Origin of the sequence: Dietzia cercidiphylli, assembly GCF_014145145.1 — a bacterium.
GTDB lineage: Bacteria > Actinomycetota > Actinomycetes > Mycobacteriales > Mycobacteriaceae > Dietzia > Dietzia natronolimnaea.
The window spans coordinates 1-15,043 of record NZ_JAALEA010000002.1; the positions used below are offsets into that span (position 1 = coordinate 1).

At 63.1% G+C, this 15,043-nt stretch carries 15 protein-coding genes; 4 read left to right on the forward strand and 11 right to left on the reverse strand.

Annotated features, from left to right (window positions below; translation table 11 throughout):
• Positions 1-149 precede the first annotated feature (149 nt).
• Positions 150-1,346 carry a cytochrome P450 gene (locus G6028_RS00095; protein ID WP_182657603.1) on the reverse strand — a complete coding sequence of 399 codons (1,197 nt, stop codon included), beginning with the start codon at positions 1,344-1,346 and terminating at the stop codon, positions 150-152.
• 186 nt (positions 1,347-1,532) lie between these two features.
• Here G6028_RS00095 and G6028_RS00100 point away from each other — a divergent pair, with 186 nt between their 5' ends.
• The gene (locus tag G6028_RS00100) at positions 1,533-2,000 is read left to right on the forward strand and encodes a hypothetical protein (protein WP_182657605.1); all 468 of its coding nucleotides are present in this window, start codon (positions 1,533-1,535) and stop codon (positions 1,998-2,000) included.
• A gap of 449 nt (positions 2,001-2,449) precedes the next feature.
• On the opposite strand, the gene G6028_RS00105 is transcribed toward G6028_RS00100, so the two are convergent.
• The gene (locus G6028_RS00105) at positions 2,450-4,036 is read right to left on the reverse strand and encodes an MFS transporter (protein WP_179523833.1); all 1,587 of its coding nucleotides are present in this window, start codon (positions 4,034-4,036) and stop codon (positions 2,450-2,452) included.
• Between the two features lie 118 nt (positions 4,037-4,154).
• Between G6028_RS00105 and G6028_RS00110 the strand changes: the two genes are divergently transcribed.
• Entirely contained in the window at positions 4,155-4,844 is a 690-nt protein-coding gene (locus tag G6028_RS00110; RefSeq protein WP_179523832.1) for a TetR family transcriptional regulator, read from the forward strand.
• A gap of 171 nt (positions 4,845-5,015) precedes the next feature.
• Here the strand turns inward: G6028_RS00110 and G6028_RS00115 are convergent, their stop codons facing one another.
• From G6028_RS00115 to G6028_RS00130, 4 genes are all read right to left on the reverse strand, one after another.
• On the reverse strand, positions 5,016-6,077 hold the full coding sequence (locus G6028_RS00115; protein WP_179523831.1) for a BtrH N-terminal domain-containing protein: 1,062 nt from the start codon (positions 6,075-6,077) through the stop codon (positions 5,016-5,018).
• 120 nt (positions 6,078-6,197) lie between these two features.
• Positions 6,198-7,418 carry an NAD(P)/FAD-dependent oxidoreductase gene (locus G6028_RS00120; RefSeq protein WP_179523830.1) on the reverse strand — a complete coding sequence of 407 codons (1,221 nt, stop codon included), beginning with the start codon at positions 7,416-7,418 and terminating at the stop codon, positions 6,198-6,200.
• Entirely contained in the window at positions 7,415-8,755 is a 1,341-nt protein-coding gene (locus tag G6028_RS00125; protein ID WP_067718083.1) for a cytochrome P450, read from the reverse strand. Before G6028_RS00125 ends, G6028_RS00120 begins: the two co-directional genes overlap by 4 nt.
• A 71-nt stretch (positions 8,756-8,826) precedes the next feature.
• Positions 8,827-9,147, reverse strand: a complete 321-nt coding sequence (locus G6028_RS00130; RefSeq protein WP_067718080.1) for a 2Fe-2S iron-sulfur cluster-binding protein — start codon at positions 9,145-9,147, stop codon at positions 8,827-8,829.
• Between the two features lie 118 nt (positions 9,148-9,265).
• On the opposite strand from G6028_RS00130, the gene G6028_RS00135 reads away from it, so the two are divergent.
• A complete protein-coding gene (locus tag G6028_RS00135; protein ID WP_182657607.1) occupies positions 9,266-10,267 on the forward strand; it encodes a helix-turn-helix domain-containing protein in 1,002 nt (333 codons plus the stop codon).
• 149 nt (positions 10,268-10,416) lie between these two features.
• Here G6028_RS00135 and G6028_RS00140 read toward each other — a convergent pair whose 3' ends face one another.
• Positions 10,417-10,941 (reverse strand): PaaI family thioesterase, encoded by a 525-nt coding sequence (locus tag G6028_RS00140; protein WP_179523829.1) that lies wholly within the window; start codon positions 10,939-10,941, stop codon positions 10,417-10,419.
• Between the two features lie 296 nt (positions 10,942-11,237).
• Between G6028_RS00140 and G6028_RS00145 the strand changes: the two genes are divergently transcribed.
• Entirely contained in the window at positions 11,238-11,867 is a 630-nt protein-coding gene (locus tag G6028_RS00145; protein ID WP_179523828.1) for a TetR/AcrR family transcriptional regulator, read from the forward strand.
• Positions 11,868-12,421: 554 nt separating this feature from the next.
• Here the strand turns inward: G6028_RS00145 and G6028_RS00150 are convergent.
• The 4 genes from G6028_RS00150 to G6028_RS17390 all read right to left on the reverse strand — a co-directional run bounded on the left by G6028_RS00150 (position 12,422) and on the right by G6028_RS17390 (position 14,945).
• The gene (locus tag G6028_RS00150; protein ID WP_179523827.1) at positions 12,422-12,919 is read right to left on the reverse strand and encodes a beta-class carbonic anhydrase; all 498 of its coding nucleotides are present in this window, start codon (positions 12,917-12,919) and stop codon (positions 12,422-12,424) included.
• Between the two features lie 68 nt (positions 12,920-12,987).
• A complete protein-coding gene (locus tag G6028_RS00155) occupies positions 12,988-13,668 on the reverse strand; it encodes a potassium channel family protein (RefSeq protein ID WP_187702129.1) in 681 nt (226 codons plus the stop codon).
• Positions 13,661-14,521: a potassium transporter TrkG gene (locus G6028_RS00160; RefSeq protein ID WP_338404108.1), complete on the reverse strand. Its 861-nt coding sequence runs from the start codon at positions 14,519-14,521 to the stop codon at positions 13,661-13,663. Before G6028_RS00160 ends, G6028_RS00155 begins: the two co-directional genes overlap by 8 nt.
• Positions 14,522-14,804: 283 nt before the next feature.
• Entirely contained in the window at positions 14,805-14,945 is a 141-nt protein-coding gene (locus tag G6028_RS17390; protein WP_206682149.1) for a hypothetical protein, read from the reverse strand.
• Between the last annotated feature and the right edge of the window lie 98 nt (positions 14,946-15,043).

The window sequence follows — 15,043 nt, forward strand, 5'->3', positions numbered from 1 at the left end:
CAGCGGCCAGGGTCAGCGGCCAGTGTCAGCGGCCCGCGTTACCGCTCTAGTCGGCGTACTGCCATCGCTTTAACAGCCAAAGAATGGAATTGTGAGCTCTGATTGAACGCGGCTGGCACGCGCTATTTGTTGGTTGTCGCCACCGTGGCTCATCTGGCGCTGATGGACGTCGGTTCGAACGTTATCGGCAGCTTCTTGTAGCCCCTCACGGGCCCTGAGAGGAGGCGCTCGGCGCCGTCGGCAAGTGCAAAGTCGGGTACGTAGGACAGGAGTTCCTCGTAGGCGACTCGGCACTCGAGCCTGGCCAGCGCGGCACCGAGACAGAAGTGGGGGCCGTGACCGAAGGCGAGACCGCGCTCGGTTTTCCGGTCGAGAATGAATGACTCCGGGTCAGCGTACTCCCTCTCGTCACGGTTCGCCGACCCGTAGAGCAGCATCACCTTGCTGCCAGCTCGCATGGTTTCACCGTGCAGTTCGACATCTTCGGTCACGGTCCGGGCGAGGCCTTGGACGGGGGACTCAAGGCGGAGAAATTCCTCGACAGCTGCAGGGAGCAGGCTGTGTTCCGCGGCGATCGTTCGCAGCGTTTCGGGGCGTTCGCTCAGGATCTGGGCGGTGTTCGAGATGAGGTTCGTCGTGGTTTCGTTGCCGGCGATGAGAAGCATGAAGCAGAAGCCGAGGAGTTCCTCTTCGGTGAGCGTCTCGCCGTCGACCTCGGCGTCCAGGAGGGCGGACATGAGGTCGTCCTTGCGGTTGGCGCGGCGTGCGGCGAGCATCGGCGTGAAGTAACCGTAGAGCCCCAGGGCCGCGTTCGTCGCATCCTCGACGGAGGCCGGATCGTTGGGATTGACCTGCACGAGACGGTCGGACCAATCCCGGAACTGCTGCCGGTCCTCGTTCGGGATGCCGAGCATGTCCGCCATGACAATCGTGGGCAGGGGGCCGGCGTACTCGTGGACGAAGTCGACCTCACCTCGCTCGATGAAAGACCCCAGGAGTCCCCGCGCGGTAGCCCGGATGCTGCCCTCCATTTCGGCGATCCGCCTGGGAGTGAAGGCCCGGGACACGAGCTTTCGCAGAGCGGAGTGCCGTGGGGGGTCCATCATGATCATCATCGGCATCAGGTCGCCCATGCCTGCCGCGAGGTCCTGGCCGACGACGATCCCCTTCGCAGAGGAGAAGCGCCGGTGGTCCTGCGTGGCAGCCCAGATGTCGTCGAACCGGGATAGTGCCCAGAATTCTTGTTCCTTGTTCCAGTAGACCGGCGACTCCTCGCGCAGCACCTGATAAATCGGATACGGGTCTGCCTGGACGGCGGGGTCGTACGGGTTGTAGAGCTCTGACACTTGGGGCCTCCGGTCTGGACGGGCCACTTGGGACGGTAAAATACTTTCGTCCCACTGTACACCCGGTTTGCCTGCCAGAATTGAGGCGAGTGGTTCCCCACTGCGAGGAGGCGTGAAATCGACCAGCAGCTGTACCTAGACGCCACCTTGTCGGCCTTCTTGCGCCATGGGGTCAGCCGGACGCGGATGACCGACATCGCGGCGGTGGCGCGGGTATCGAGGACAACGGCGTACCGGATTCTTGGTTCAGTCGATCGCGCGGCGACGAGCCTTCTGCAACGCGAGATCGAGCGCCTGCTGAGCGAGGTGATTCGCGGGCTCGACAGCGCGACTGTCGCACCCGATGTGCTTTCCGTTTGCGCGCGGGCCCTGGAGCGGGTGGAGCAGCACCCCTTGTTCCGTAAGGTCCGCACGGACGAGCCGGGAATCATCGGCGAAGCCCTCGTGCTTCAGACTGCGCCGATCATCGACACCATTACCAGCGCGCTCGCGCCCTCTTTTCGAAAGCTCGCGGATGACGGCGTGCTAGCGGTGGACGACCACGAGAACGTCATCGACAGGCTGGTGCGACTGGGGATCACATGCGTCCTGTCCCCGCCTCGCGGTGGATACCAGTCATTGCTGGGCGACATCCTCCGCGGTAATGCCGGGTAGGTGTGCGACTCGCTGCTTTCCTGGGTGCCGCGCCGGGGGAGTTCATCGCGGTCGTGCTGGTCGAGAAGGTAAGGGCCGCCGACCTCGACCACGGTGCCCTCCACCGTTGCCTTGATGCCTACAGCTGGATATGAAGAGAAGTCTGTCGCCTTCAGCGCGGCCAGGGTTGCTCATCCTGGCGGGCAAGTCGACTCAGTAGAAGAATCTGTTGGAAGCTTGGCGGAGTTACTGGCGGCGAAGCTGCCGCGTGGTCTGAGCGGGTAGTGCGGTGGCGCATCTGTTGTTGTCGACTGCCGAGCAGAATGACGCTCGTGAGCGAGAGCTGGCGGGGGAGTCGCGACCGGATGCTCGTATGGAGGCCGTCCGCGCCGAACCCGGCCGTGCGCACCAGAAACTGCGGTTCTTGATGAGCTTGGGCAGATTCTCCATGCAGTCTGAATCTGGATCGGCTACTTATCCGCCGCCACTGCCCGGTGAGCCGGTGCTTTTGAGCTGGCCATGGTTTTGTGGTCGCGTGAGCCAGCAGCGCCCGGGGCAAGGAACGCTAGCAAGACTGCGGCGCCGGCGGTAAGGATTGCCAACGTAAGCGTGGCCTGACTGCTGCCGTTCACAAATGCTTCTTTGGCGGAGTCGACCAATGGTTGCGCCATTGGTCCGGCTTGTGCGGCGACCTCTAGTGCGGCGGCCAGAGAATCGGCGACCGGACCACGGGCAGGTTCGGGCAGCTGGGGAAGGGTGGGTTGAATGTGGCGGGTGTATCCGGCGGCCAGCACACTGCCGGCTACCGCGATCCCCATCGCAGCGCCGATCTCGCGGGCCGCATCGTTGACTGCGGCGGCGACCCCGTGTTTGCTCTCCGGAGTTTCGGCGATGATGGCGTAGGTCGCCGGGGCTGTGCATAGTCCAAGTCCTGCGCTCATGATCACCAGCGGCCAAAGCAGGTCGAGGTAACGTGCATCGACGGTCAGCCTGCTCACCAGCATCAGACCAACTGCGATGGTCACCAGGCCAGCGACGGTCATCACTCGCAGCCCAAATCGCTGTGACAGTCGGGGGGCGATCACCGAGATCACGATCAGGGGGACCGTCATCGGCACCAACCCCAACGCCGAGGCCAGCGGTCCATATCCCAGGATCAGTTGCAGGTACTGCACCAGGAGTAGGAATACCCCGAAAGTGACCAAGAATTGGATGGCCACCGACAACGAGCCGGCGCTGAAGCCGCGCTTGGCGAACAACCGAACATCCAACAAGGGGGCCGAGGATCGCAGCTCAATCAGGATAAAAAAGGCTGTCGCCAACATGCCGGCCCCGGCGCTGGCGAGAACGATCGGGTCGGCCCAACCCCGCGCTGGAAACTCGATCGTGGCGAATACGATTCCCGCAACCGCGACTGCAGCTGCCGCCGCGCCCACCCAGTCCACGGGAGGGTGATCATGCTGGCTGGACTCAGCGATCGTGCACGCCAGCGCGGCCAATAACGCTCCCGCTGCAGTCAGGCCGACAAATACCGACACCCACGACCAGCGCTCAAGCAACACCCCGGCGCCGAGGATGCCCATCACTGCTCCGGAGCCGGCGACTCCAGCCCACACACCTACTGCTCGGCCGCGATGAACGGCGGCAAAACCAGCAGTCAGAATCGAGAGCGTCGAGGGCATTACCAGTGCAGCGCCCGCCCCGGCAATCGCTCGCGCAGCGATCAACCACGCCGGGTCAGACAGCAGCAGGGGAAGTGCGGACGCCAAGGTGAATATCACCAGACCTATTACGAGAACCGCCCGTCTGCCGTAGCGGTCACCGATCGCTCCAGCGGGCAGGACCAGGCACGCCAGTACCAGCGTGTAGCCATCGACGATCCAGGTCAGCTGGGCTTGCGTCGCTCCAGTCTCTACCGCAATCTGCGGTAATGCCGAATACAGCGCGGCCATGGCCGCGACCACCAACGCCACGGCCAGGCACGACACCGTGAGCATCCACCATTCGGCTCGGGTCCACCGGGATGACTCGGTGATGGTCTGTTGGGACGAGTTCATCGCCGGCCCCTTGCTGTGAGATGGTCGGTCTTGTTTCGAGACAAGTAGTATCACAGTATCCGGCTGGCTGGACAGGTTAGCTTGGACGAGAAGTGACCGTCGGCCGAAGGGGGAGAGCGTGAACGACTGGAGTGCTGATCGGCCCGCTACGGACGACGACGAGCTCGATCCGCGACTGCTGCGCTCACGAAAACGATTACTCGACGCTGCTACGCATCTTCTGAGCACTGGCGGTGTAGAGGCGGTTACCGTCGAGGCGGTCACTCGAGTATCAAAGGTTGCGCGGGCCACGCTCTATCGGCATTTCGGCGGCACCGCCCAGTTGCTTGCAGCGTCCTTCGAGCGGCTGTTGCCTCGCGTCGAAGTCTCTGCCACCAGTGGGTCGGTACGCGACCAACTCATCGCGCTTCTCACGGCCCAAGCTGACCTGATTGACCAGGCGCCGCTGAACATTACAACTCTGGCTTGGCTGTCAATCGGATCAGTCGGCGGCAGCGATCCTGCCGATTCGGCCGCGATCACCTCACTGCGCAGTCGAGTCATCGAGGAATACCGGCAGCCCTTTGACCGCATCCTCACACAGCCTGACGTTCGAGCACAGCTCGGCAACGTCGACACCACCTTCGCGATCGTTCAACTCCTGGGTCCCGTCGTGTTCGCTCGCCTTACTGGGCTCTGCACCGTCGACCACGACGGATGCGTGCAACTCGTTGATGATTTTCTTGCTGCCCGCAAGCAGGGAGGCGAACCCATCCCGGCCGAATCCAGCCACGGCCTGAACCGCCCTGGCGCCGGCGGATCTCGCTAAATCGGGGCTTCTTCTTGTCGGATGGGTGTGACCGCTCGATCGCCGAGGTCGCTGGGGAGGTGGCGAGGCAACCCTAGAGCCCGGTCGTTTCGGTGCGTGCTGCGGCGAGCCATCCGCTGCAGTCTGAGTGCGGCCGGAATTTCTACCGTCCAGTTTGGACTTCCCGATTCGTCAGGCTGCTGCAAGTGATCGCGAAGCTGACTCCAGAGCTTCAGCCAGTTGAAGCTCGAGCGTGGGCAGGAGGCTAACCGCCGAAGCCACACGTTCCAGCCGAGTACGTACATCGACCTCGTGCTCGCTTGCGGCCCTTCCGGCTTCCGTCCATGTCTGTGCACAGTGTCTGGCGACTACGGCGAGATCTTCGGTCGCGAGGTCACCGGTCAAACGTGCCACGTCCGCGCAGCCGTCAGCGAGCAGCTTTCGGAACAGGCCACCTCCGGTGCCGGCCTTCTCGATGAAAGCGCTCAAGCTGAATAAGAGGATCTCGAGTTCGTCAGCCGGTAGATGGGACCAAGTCCGGACATCAGCGGCGAGCTGGGCGACTGCTGCTAAGCCTTCGGAACCGCTCACCGCGGTCGTGAGATCGACGACTCCGGGCGGAGTTGGGTGGCGCATGTTCGCTGCCGATTGACGGAAAGCCGCTGCGGCAACCTGCGCAAGGTCTGGTAACTCATGCGGCCAGGCGATGCGGTACGTGGTGTGACGTGTCGGTTGTGGGAATGACATCGACGACCGTGCTCGAGCGAGAGCGTCGAACGGAACCTTTTGGACCTCGGCACGGTCGTTGTCAACAACGAAGGCGATCCTCTCCGCCTCGTCGTAACCAATTACCACGATATCGTGGCGACTCATTTGGAGCCGAACCCGCAGGTAGGGCAACTCTGCAATGTCGCCCCATATCAGGGCTGGCCTTCCGGCATCGACCTCCTGGCTAATCCACGACCATCCTTCTCGGGGATCGTCGGTCGTGAGCACTTGGACCTGTGCGCCCAGTAGATGGGGGAGATTTACTTCGAAATCGGAGTCTCTCCCTACCAGATAAAGCGGCGGGAAGAGGTCGCTCGAGCGCAAGTAGGACAGGCCAAGTGACCCCCCGAGGGTGAAGACGAGACCTTCATCGGGCGGTTCTTCCCAGCCGAGGCCTTGCCAGTGCAGGAGGTCTCGCATCGCGGCTGAGCCGCAGTGCCCCCCGACCCGATGTGGATAGTTCTCGATGAGCGTCTGGCGAGTCATCAGAGTTCCTTTCTGAACGGCAGGCGGGCACGAACCGGGCTCTCTTGCTGCGCCAGTGGGATGTCAGCGCCGTTCGTCGAGGCTCCGCCGCTGACCGTGCGAGTCTCGCTCGGGACTGGCTTACCCATTGCGCAAGGAATCGGGAGAACCCGTATGGGCGAAATCGGTCCGGACGAAAGGACGCTGCTGTGTGATGACCTGTTTGCTGAGCATGAAATCACGGGGACGATTGATGCAGTCTGCAGCAAGGAGTTCGCCATCACGGAGGTAGAAGCAGCTGAAGTCGCGGTCTCGGGTGGGGTCACCGCTGAGGACGACTTCGTCGTAACCGGTGTTGAGACCGGCGATCTGCAGCTTGAGATCGTATTGATCTGACCAGAACCAGGGCAGCGACACTGCGCTCTTGGACTTCCCGCAAAGGGTAGCCGCGGCGAGTTTCGCCTGATCGGTTGCTGCGGGTACGCACTCCAGCCGGACTCGGCGACCGTATCGAGAGATGTACTTGCTGGCACAGTCTCCGGCGGCAACGATGGCTGGGTCACTGGTTCGGGCGTGCTCGTCGATCACCACACCATCGTTCAGGGTCAAGCCCGCCGCCTCGGCGAGTTCTGTTCTCGGTTCAACACCGATACCCACGATGACCAGATCAGTCGGAATCGACTCGCCAGTAGATAGTGTGACCTCCCGGACGCAATCGTCTCCGACTAATGCTGCGACTTTGGCGCCCGTTCGGATATCGATGCCCTCCTCTCGGTGGATCCGCTCGAAGAACGTTGATACGTCGGGAGCAGTGACCCGCTCGAGGACGCGAGTGGTCGCCTCGAGCACGGTGACTTCCAGGCCCAGTGCCCGTAGTGAGGCGGCCGTCTCAAGTCCGATGTAGCCGCCCCCGACGATCACCACCCGCCGCCCGGGGGCGGCGGACGTGCGGATCAACTCGACGTCTGCGGCGGTACGAAGGTAATGGACCCCGGCGAGATCGGCCCCAGGAACGCGGAGCTGACGAGGGCGGGCTCCCGTGCACAGCGCGAGCTTGTCGTATGTCAGTGTGTCGCCGGTGCTCATAACGATGTGCCCAGCCGAGCGGTCGATCGCCTCCACGTGCGCGTTGAGAAGCTGGATTCGCTGCTTGGAGTAGAAGTCCGAACTGCGGATGGTGATCTCGTCGAGGGTGGTTTTCCCGGCGAGATACGCCTTCGACAGTGGCGGGCGCTGGTAGGGCACCGTGGGCTCCTCGCCGATGAGGACGATCTCACCGCTCCACCCGTCCTGCCGTAGGCTCGCCGCGAGTTGGGCTCCGGCATGGCTGGCACCGATGATGAGGGCTCGCTGCGATGTCATGTGCCGGATTTCGGGGTGAGGCGCACCATCATCTTGCTGATACCCCGCACGAAGTTGGACTGCACGTACTCGGGTTCGCCGACGACCTCGATGTTCTCGAAGCGGGGGAGCAGCTCTTCCCAGAGGATCCGCAGCTGCATTTCGGCCAGTCGGTTGCCCATGCACCGGTGTACGCCGAACCCGAAGGAGATGTGGTTGCGGACGTTGGCCCGGTCGATGATGAAGTCATCGGGCCGCTCGAACACACGCTCGTCGCGGTTGCCCGAGGCGTACCACATCACGACCTTGTCACCCTTACGGATGAACTGACCGTTCAAGATAGTGTCAGTCTTGGCGATTCGGCGCATGTAGGCCAGCGGCGTTTGCCACCGGATTATCTCGGAGACCATGTTGGGGATCAGGTCAGGGTTGGACTTGAGCTTTTCGAACTGGTCTGGGAACCGGTTCAGCGCCAGAACGCCACCACTCATCGAGTTCCGGGTCGTGTCGTTCCCTCCGACGATCAACAGCACAAAGTTGCCCATGAATTCCATCGGGCGGTCGATCAGATCCTTGGTGTTCTCGTTGCTCTGCAGCATGGTGACCAGGTCGAAACCGGGTTCCTCCCCCTCTGCTAACCGAGCCTTCTTGTCGTACCACAGAGAACTCAGACCGCTCGCCATCTCGCGCATTCCGTCGAACGTCTCGTCGAGGTCCGCAGGACCACCGTTCGCTTCCTCGAACGAAGTTGCAATATCTGACCAGTACACGAGTTTGTGACGTTCCTCGTATGGGAAGTCCAAGAGCGTCGCGAGCATTCGAGCTGTCAGTTCGATCGAGACAGCCTGGACCCAATCGAACGGCTGATTCACCGGCAAGTCGTCTAGTACCTCGCGAACCCGAGACCGAATGAGCGTCTCCATCTCGCGCAGGTTCTTCGGCGCCACCACCCCCTGCACAGCTGCTCGCTGCACGTCGTGGCGCGGTGGGTCCATCGCGATGAACATCTCAATATCGAGAAAACGAGGCGGGGCCCCGATCACTATCATCGGCTCGGCGGAGAAGACCTCATGGTTCTTATCGACCGCGATGATGTCTTCATGTCGGGTCACTGACCAGAACGGCCCGAACGCACTGTTGGGCTGAAAGTGGACCGGAGCCTCGTTTCGCAGGCGCTCATAGTAGGACTGCCAGCGGCCTTGGCGATAGAGAAAGGGATTACTGAGGTCGATGTCGGCGAGCTCGACATCCTCGACGGGAGGAATGGGACTCTCTACGAAGAGCTTCTTCCCATTCGTCCTTGTCACCCAGCGCCGAGTCCTGTCGTACAGATGGGCGCCCCGGATCTGAAGATCCATCGGGATGGCCGACCGGATTCTGTCCCCGACTTCTACATGATTGCTTGACACGACTCTTGATCCCTTCGTCGTTACATCTGGAACTCTGGCACCTGGACGACCAGGCCGTCCCAATCCGCGGACGCGGTCATCTGGCACGACAGTCGAGAGGTCGGCAGCCTTTCCGGGTTCATTGCGAGCATTTCCTCTTCACTTGCTCCCGAGAGGCCGACCTGTTCGGACCACTGCGGATCAACGATGACATGACACGTGCCGCACGCGGCTTCGCCTCCGCAGTCAGCGTCAATCCCGGGCACCGCGTTGTTGACGGCGATCCGCATGAGTGACTGCCCCTCCTCTAAGGGCACCACGTGCTTCTCTCCCTCATGTGAGACGAAGGTTACGACTGTCATCGCTGGCTCCTGCATGGTTGTTCGGGTAATAGCTGCTCACAGCATTGCTAACAACGACGACTGCGGCTAGGTTGATTGAGGGCAGAAGCTTGTTAATTTGGCTCAGAAGGCGGGGGCGATGAATCTTGATCGCGAGGGCGTGCCACCGCTCGTGTTCGCGCAGTTACTTGAGAGCCCAGTTCTGGAGCAAGACGCCGTTGCACGGTTTCGCGAGATCATGGATCGTGAGCGAAGCGACGTCGAGTCAATTCTCGCCATCAACGCCCAAGTTCCCCTGCGGTGGATCAGGGAAGCCTTGCCCGACCTCGACGTTGACCAAGCAACGACCCTCGGTTTGGCGTTCGCCCAGCATGCTCATCTGACGTCCTTCGGACCATTAAGCGTCCCACTAGTAAGCGCAGGTTCCGCAGGCGAGATATTGGAATTGCTTGCCTACCTGCCGCTAATAACCCCAGCCCTGAGTGCGCAGTTCTACGCAGGTGGACACGGAGTGTCTGTCGCGCTCAATGGGCAGACGGGCGATCGAGTCCTAGACTCCCTAGTGGTCACCTACTGTGGTGCGGTCCTGCTGAGGCTGCTGAATATACTCGTTGGCGATGCACCAGACATCACACTCTCACTGGGTTGGCCCGCTCCGGAAGGTCTGCCCGTGGATCAGGATCGGTTAGCTGGTCGCCTGGTATTTGACGCTTCACTGTCCATTCTGCATTTTCCCGTTGACGCGGTCAATCACGTCTGCCGGTTCTCTGACCCCGTGGCGTATCGACTCGCTATCAGTGACTTGCAGCGAAGGCTCGACGAGCGGAGTAAAATCGCCTCGTATTCGGACAAGGTGAGACGTCTGATAGAGAAGCGTCCCGCAGATTGTGGAAGTCAGTGGATTGCAGACGAACTCTCCATCTCTACGAGCACACTTAAGCGGCGCCTCTCTGAGGAAGGGATGACCTATCGCGGACTGCGCCAGTCGGTCATTCGTGAGTACGCGATTCTTCGTTTACTGGACGGATCTGTGTCCGCGAGCGAGATCGCCACGGACCTCGGATATAGCGACCTCGCCAGCTTTTCACACGCTTTCAAGCACTGGACCGGCCACCCGCCGACGGGGTTCCGTCGTAGGTAGCGCTGCCACTTGGTTGACTCGTACAGGGCAACTGGCATTGCACGGTGCCTTCCGCTTCGCCCGTTCTTTGGGCGTGGCGTTCAATATCTTCAGGCTCCGCCGACATCCTCGACGTATTCGGGCCTGGTGCTCGCGGCGGTGAGTTTGGCCTAAGCCCTCGAGTTTCTCTGTGACTGCAAAAAGTGTTCAACCTCGACCACGATGAACAGGGCAGTGGCAGTAATAACAGTGCGGCCCTCTGCATCCTCCATCGTGGACGTGAGGTCCAATTTCCGGCCATCGCGAGACCGAACTGCAGCGCGCAGGATGTACGGGGTGTCGAGTAGTGCTGGCGCAAGATACTCGAGCTCGAGACGGCGCGTCACGGCGAGCTCGCCGACCGAATACAGCAAGAAGCCGAAGAGGTCGTCAATCACGGTCGCTACCGCGCCGCCGTGTGCAATGCCCGGTGCCCCGACGTGGCGCTGGTCGAACTGGTGGTGTGCGACGACGCCGTCTCCGTCACGCCGTACCGAGAGGAAGTGACCATTCGGGTTCTCTGGTCCACAGCCAAGGCAGTTGGGGTGGTGGGGAGGAAGCTCGGAGGAACCGGATTCCATGCGCGTGAACGAGGCCACCCAGTTGTCGATATCGGTACCTATCGGCTCGCCGGCCTTGTCGCGAAATGTGTCCATGTCCAGACCTTCCTGTCGATGAAGTTGTACTGGGTGCGATACCTCGGCTTGTGGCGACGGAGATATCGCCGACACCCGCACGTCCGACCCGTGACCCAACCTTTGACCGGGACGTCCAAGGGGCCCTGAGGCCCGATACGGGTGGCCTGAGCAACTGGCTGTCGACGGCACGATAGTCAGGTCGACAAGGCCGACTGAGCCGGGACACCTTGTACTGTACGAACATACAGTAAGCGGTACCGACGTATAGTCTAGTTTGGGGTCCGTAGGCTCGACCGCAACTGAAGGGGAACCGCGTGAATCGTTCCGCACCAGGCGCCGCGGGCCGGGATCTCACTGCCAAGGCGCGCATCCGCAACGCCGCACTGGATCTCTACGCCGCCAACGGCGAGGACGGCACTTCGTTGCGAACCGTGGCAACCGCGGCCGGAGTGACGGTGGGTCTCGTGGTCCATCACTACGGCACAAAGGACGGCCTTCGCGAGGCGGTCGAGCGACTGGTCGTAGAGCATTTCGCTACCGCACTTGCCTCGGCGCCCGTGGACATCCCAGGCGCCGACATCGCCCGGATCCGCAACGACGCGGTTGTCGACATGCTGGTCAGGCGTCCCGAGGTGGTGAACTACCTGCGCCGCGCGTTGCTAGATCCCGGCGGTCAGCGAGGTGAGTTACTCGAGCGACTCACCGAGCTGACACACCGGGAAGTGGCGGCTATGCGGGAATCTGGCGCGGCGTCTAGGGTCCGCGCCGATGCTGTTCAGGTGGTCGACGTCATCGTCACTCAGCTGGGCCGTTTGTTCCTCCAGCCGCTCGTGGACTCGATGTGGTCCCATCTCGGGACATACACCCACACCGAAGGCCACGACAAGCCGGAACTGAGTGTTCGCGTCACCGAGACATTGGCACCGCAAGGAACGCCGCAATGACCTTGGTCATGGTAAGTCGCTGGTTTCGAGGCCGGACGATGCCGCGAGCCGCCGAGAATCGTTGCCGCGTGACGGCCACAGTGGACTCCACTCTTAGGGGCAAGAAAACGAGATCCTGTGGCACGCCGTTGACTATCTGTCGCAGGCGAACCCGCCAGACGGCGATATGCCCGTGTGGGGCAAGAAGGTCGGCTTTCGGAATGTCTCCGACCACGCCCACGCAGGGGGCGACGGAATCGCGCACAGCCTCAGACCGAGCAGCTCCACCAGTCGCGCCCCCGCGCCTGCTGATGAAGCGCCGGGTTCTGAGGTGCCGAGTTGCCAGTGCGAGACCGGACGAACGTGCGAGCAGTTCGGGGAGCGGTCGAGTTCGCGAGATTCACAACTCGGCATCGTCTACTTGTCATAACGACAATTAGCGGCGTCCAAGGGAAGCGGGCCTGTGCAACACGGCGTGAGAAAGCGATGAACTCCTCGCCGGGGACGGCACCCGAGACGCGCAGCCGTCATCCATAACTCGACCAGGGCCCGGACACCCCTATCGCGTGGCGGACCTATCCGCGGGCCACCTCATTCAGGTCCCCGGTCTCCACGTCGTAGACGAATCCGCGAACAGCGGTGCCGTACAAGAGGTACGGGTCCGCCTCGACCCGCGCCAGCGATTGGCGGACGTCCGCCTCCACCTCTGGAAACGCCTCCGCGGCCCACCGTGGACGCAGGCCCGTCTCGGCCTGAATTTGGTCCTTGAAGTCGTCGTCCCGGAACGTGAGCATGCCGCAGTCGGTGTGGTGGATCAGCACGATCTCCTCGGTGCCCAACAGGCGCTGGCTGATCGTGAGGGAGCGCAGGACGTCGTCGGTGATCACGCCTCCGGCGTTGCGGATCACGTGCGCATCACCCTCGGACAGACCCAGTAGCCCGTACGGGTTGAGGCGGGCGTCCATGCACGCCACCACGGCGATCTTGCGGCCGGGCGGCATGGGCAGGCCGCCCTTGTCGAAGTCGGATCGGTAGGCCGTGGCGGCCTCGAGCAGCTCGTCGGTGACTGTCATGTCCGGAATCTAGTCCCGGAGTCGCACCAAGACCAGCATTCTTCTTGCCGCGAGGGAATCCGCCGGAGCTATCGCTTCCGGTCGGAGTGGTCGGCGAACCTCTCGAGGTCCCGGACGTGGCCGGAGACGATGATCACGTCCTCCGCACCGATCGAGGTCTCCGGCTCCGCGTAGTGGAAGGGCTGGCCGGGAGGCTTGATCCCCACGATGTTGACCTTGTGGCGGCTGCGGGGCCGGCACTGGTCGATGGTGCGACCGACGACGTCTCTCGGGGGGAGCATGCGCGCGATCGCGAAGTTGTCGTCGAACTTGATGAAGTTCATCATCTGGTTGGCGACCAGGTGCGCCACCCGGACACCTGCGTCGTGCTCGGGGAACACGACGTGGTGACACCCGATCCGGGTGAGGATCTTTCCGTGCGCCTTGTTGATCGCCTTGGCCCACACGTGCTCCACGCCCAGGTCGACGAGGTTCACGGCCACCAGGACGGACGATTCGATGGAGGTCCCCACGCCCACGACGGCGGTGGAGAAGTCCTGCGCGCCGAGCTGTTGGAGGGCCTCGATGTCGGAGGCGTCCGCCTCCACGACGTGGGTCAGGGAGTCGGCGTACTTCTGCACGAGTCCGTGATCCCGTTCCACCGCGAGCACCTCGCGCCCCTGGGAGACGAGCTGGGTGGCCAGGGAGACGCCGAAGCGGCCCAGGCCCACGATGAGCACCGGGGACTGGCGACGGTTGCGGTCAGCCAATGATCGGCCTCTCTGTGGGTAGGCGGTATCTGGTGCGCTGGGCTCGCATTGTGAGCGCGGTGGCGAACGTGATGATGCCGACCCGCCCCGCGAACATGAGCCCGGACAGAACGTACACCCCCGCGGGCTCGAGTTCCGCGCTCAGGCCGGAACTCAAACCGCAGGTGGCGAACGCGGAGATGGACTCGAAGAGCGGGCGTCCGAGGTCCTCGCCGGTGAGGACCATCAGCGTCAGGGCCGAGGCCGACACCAGCGTCAGTCCCATGCCGGCGACGGAGACGGCGACCCGGACCGAGGACGTGGGCAGCGCGCGGCCGTGGGCGGTGGTGTCCTCCTGCCCACGGGCCTCGGCGAGGAAGGCGAGGAAGATGACGGCGAGGGTGGTGACCTTGACCCCGCCGGCGGTCGACACCGAACCGCCGCCGACGAACATCAGCGCGTCGGTGATGAACATGGTCGAGGACCTGGTGTCCGACGGCTCGATCACGGCGAAACCCCCGGATCGCATCATCACCGAGGCGAACAGGGAGTTCTGCAGCTTGTCCGCGACGCTCTCCCCACCGAGGGTCGCGACGTTGCTCCATTCCAGCGCCGCGAATCCCGGCGCCCCGACGAGCATCAGCAGGACGCTGAACTCGACGGTCAGGCGGGTGTGGAGGTTCCACCTGCCGAGGTGCCACTGGTGCTTCCACAGGACCAGCAGGACGGGGAATCCCAGACTGCCCAGGAACACGGCGCAGATCAGTGCCCAGAAGACCACGGGGTCGTGGGCCACCGCCGCCAGGCCGTCGGGGTGGAGGATGAAACCGGCGTTGTTGAACGCGGAGACGGCGTAGAAGACGGCATGCCAGATCCCGTCCCCCCGACCCGACCTCCCCCAGCCCGCCCGCCGACGTCCCGGTCTGCGCCAGCAGGCGGGTGCGGACCCCGAACTGCCGGGTGACCGAGAGTGCCAGCATCGACGAGATCGTCACGATGCCCAGGCCGCCCAGCTGGATCGCCGTCAGGATGACCACCTGACCCGCCGAGGACCAGTGGGCGGCCGTGTCGACCGTGGTCAGACCCGTCACCGACACCGCTGACGTGGCCGTGAAGACGGCGTCGTGCAGCTCCGGCGAGCTGCCCGAGGACGTGGCCTACGGCATCATCAGCAGTGCGGTGAACAGGGCGATGGCGGAGGCGAACGCCGCGAGCGCGGACCTGGCCGGGGAGCTGTAGGTGGACGCGCGAATCGCCTGCGCGCCCGAGGAGAGGACGCCCGCGCTCCTGGACACCATGGGAGTGAGGGTAACCCCAGCGGTCTGCCCCGCTGACAGCCGCGTGCGCGTCGTGTGTCAGCCGCGCGCGCGCCGTGCCGCGAGTCCGAGGAACGCGT

Coding starts and splice junctions, on each gene's coding strand:
- G6028_RS00100 (WP_182657605.1), top strand. CDS start 1,533: ATGACCGACATCGCGGCGGTGGCGCGGGTATCGAGGACAACGGCGTAC.
- G6028_RS00105 (WP_179523833.1), bottom strand. CDS start 4,036: ATGAACTCGTCCCAACAGACCATCACCGAGTCATCCCGGTGGACCCGA.
- G6028_RS00115 (WP_179523831.1), bottom strand. CDS start 6,077: ATGACTCGCCAGACGCTCATCGAGAACTATCCACATCGGGTCGGGGGG.
- G6028_RS00120 (WP_179523830.1), bottom strand. CDS start 7,418: ATGACATCGCAGCGAGCCCTCATCATCGGTGCCAGCCATGCCGGAGCC.
- G6028_RS00125 (WP_067718083.1), bottom strand. CDS start 8,755: ATGGATCTTCAGATCCGGGGCGCCCATCTGTACGACAGGACTCGGCGC.
- G6028_RS00130 (WP_067718080.1), bottom strand. CDS start 9,147: ATGACAGTCGTAACCTTCGTCTCACATGAGGGAGAGAAGCACGTGGTG.
- G6028_RS00135 (WP_182657607.1), top strand. CDS start 9,266: ATGAATCTTGATCGCGAGGGCGTGCCACCGCTCGTGTTCGCGCAGTTA.
- G6028_RS00140 (WP_179523829.1), bottom strand. CDS start 10,941: ATGGACACATTTCGCGACAAGGCCGGCGAGCCGATAGGTACCGATATC.
- G6028_RS00150 (WP_179523827.1), bottom strand. CDS start 12,919: ATGACAGTCACCGACGAGCTGCTCGAGGCCGCCACGGCCTACCGATCC.
- G6028_RS17390 (WP_206682149.1), bottom strand. CDS start 14,945: ATGGTGTCCAGGAGCGCGGGCGTCCTCTCCTCGGGCGCGCAGGCGATT.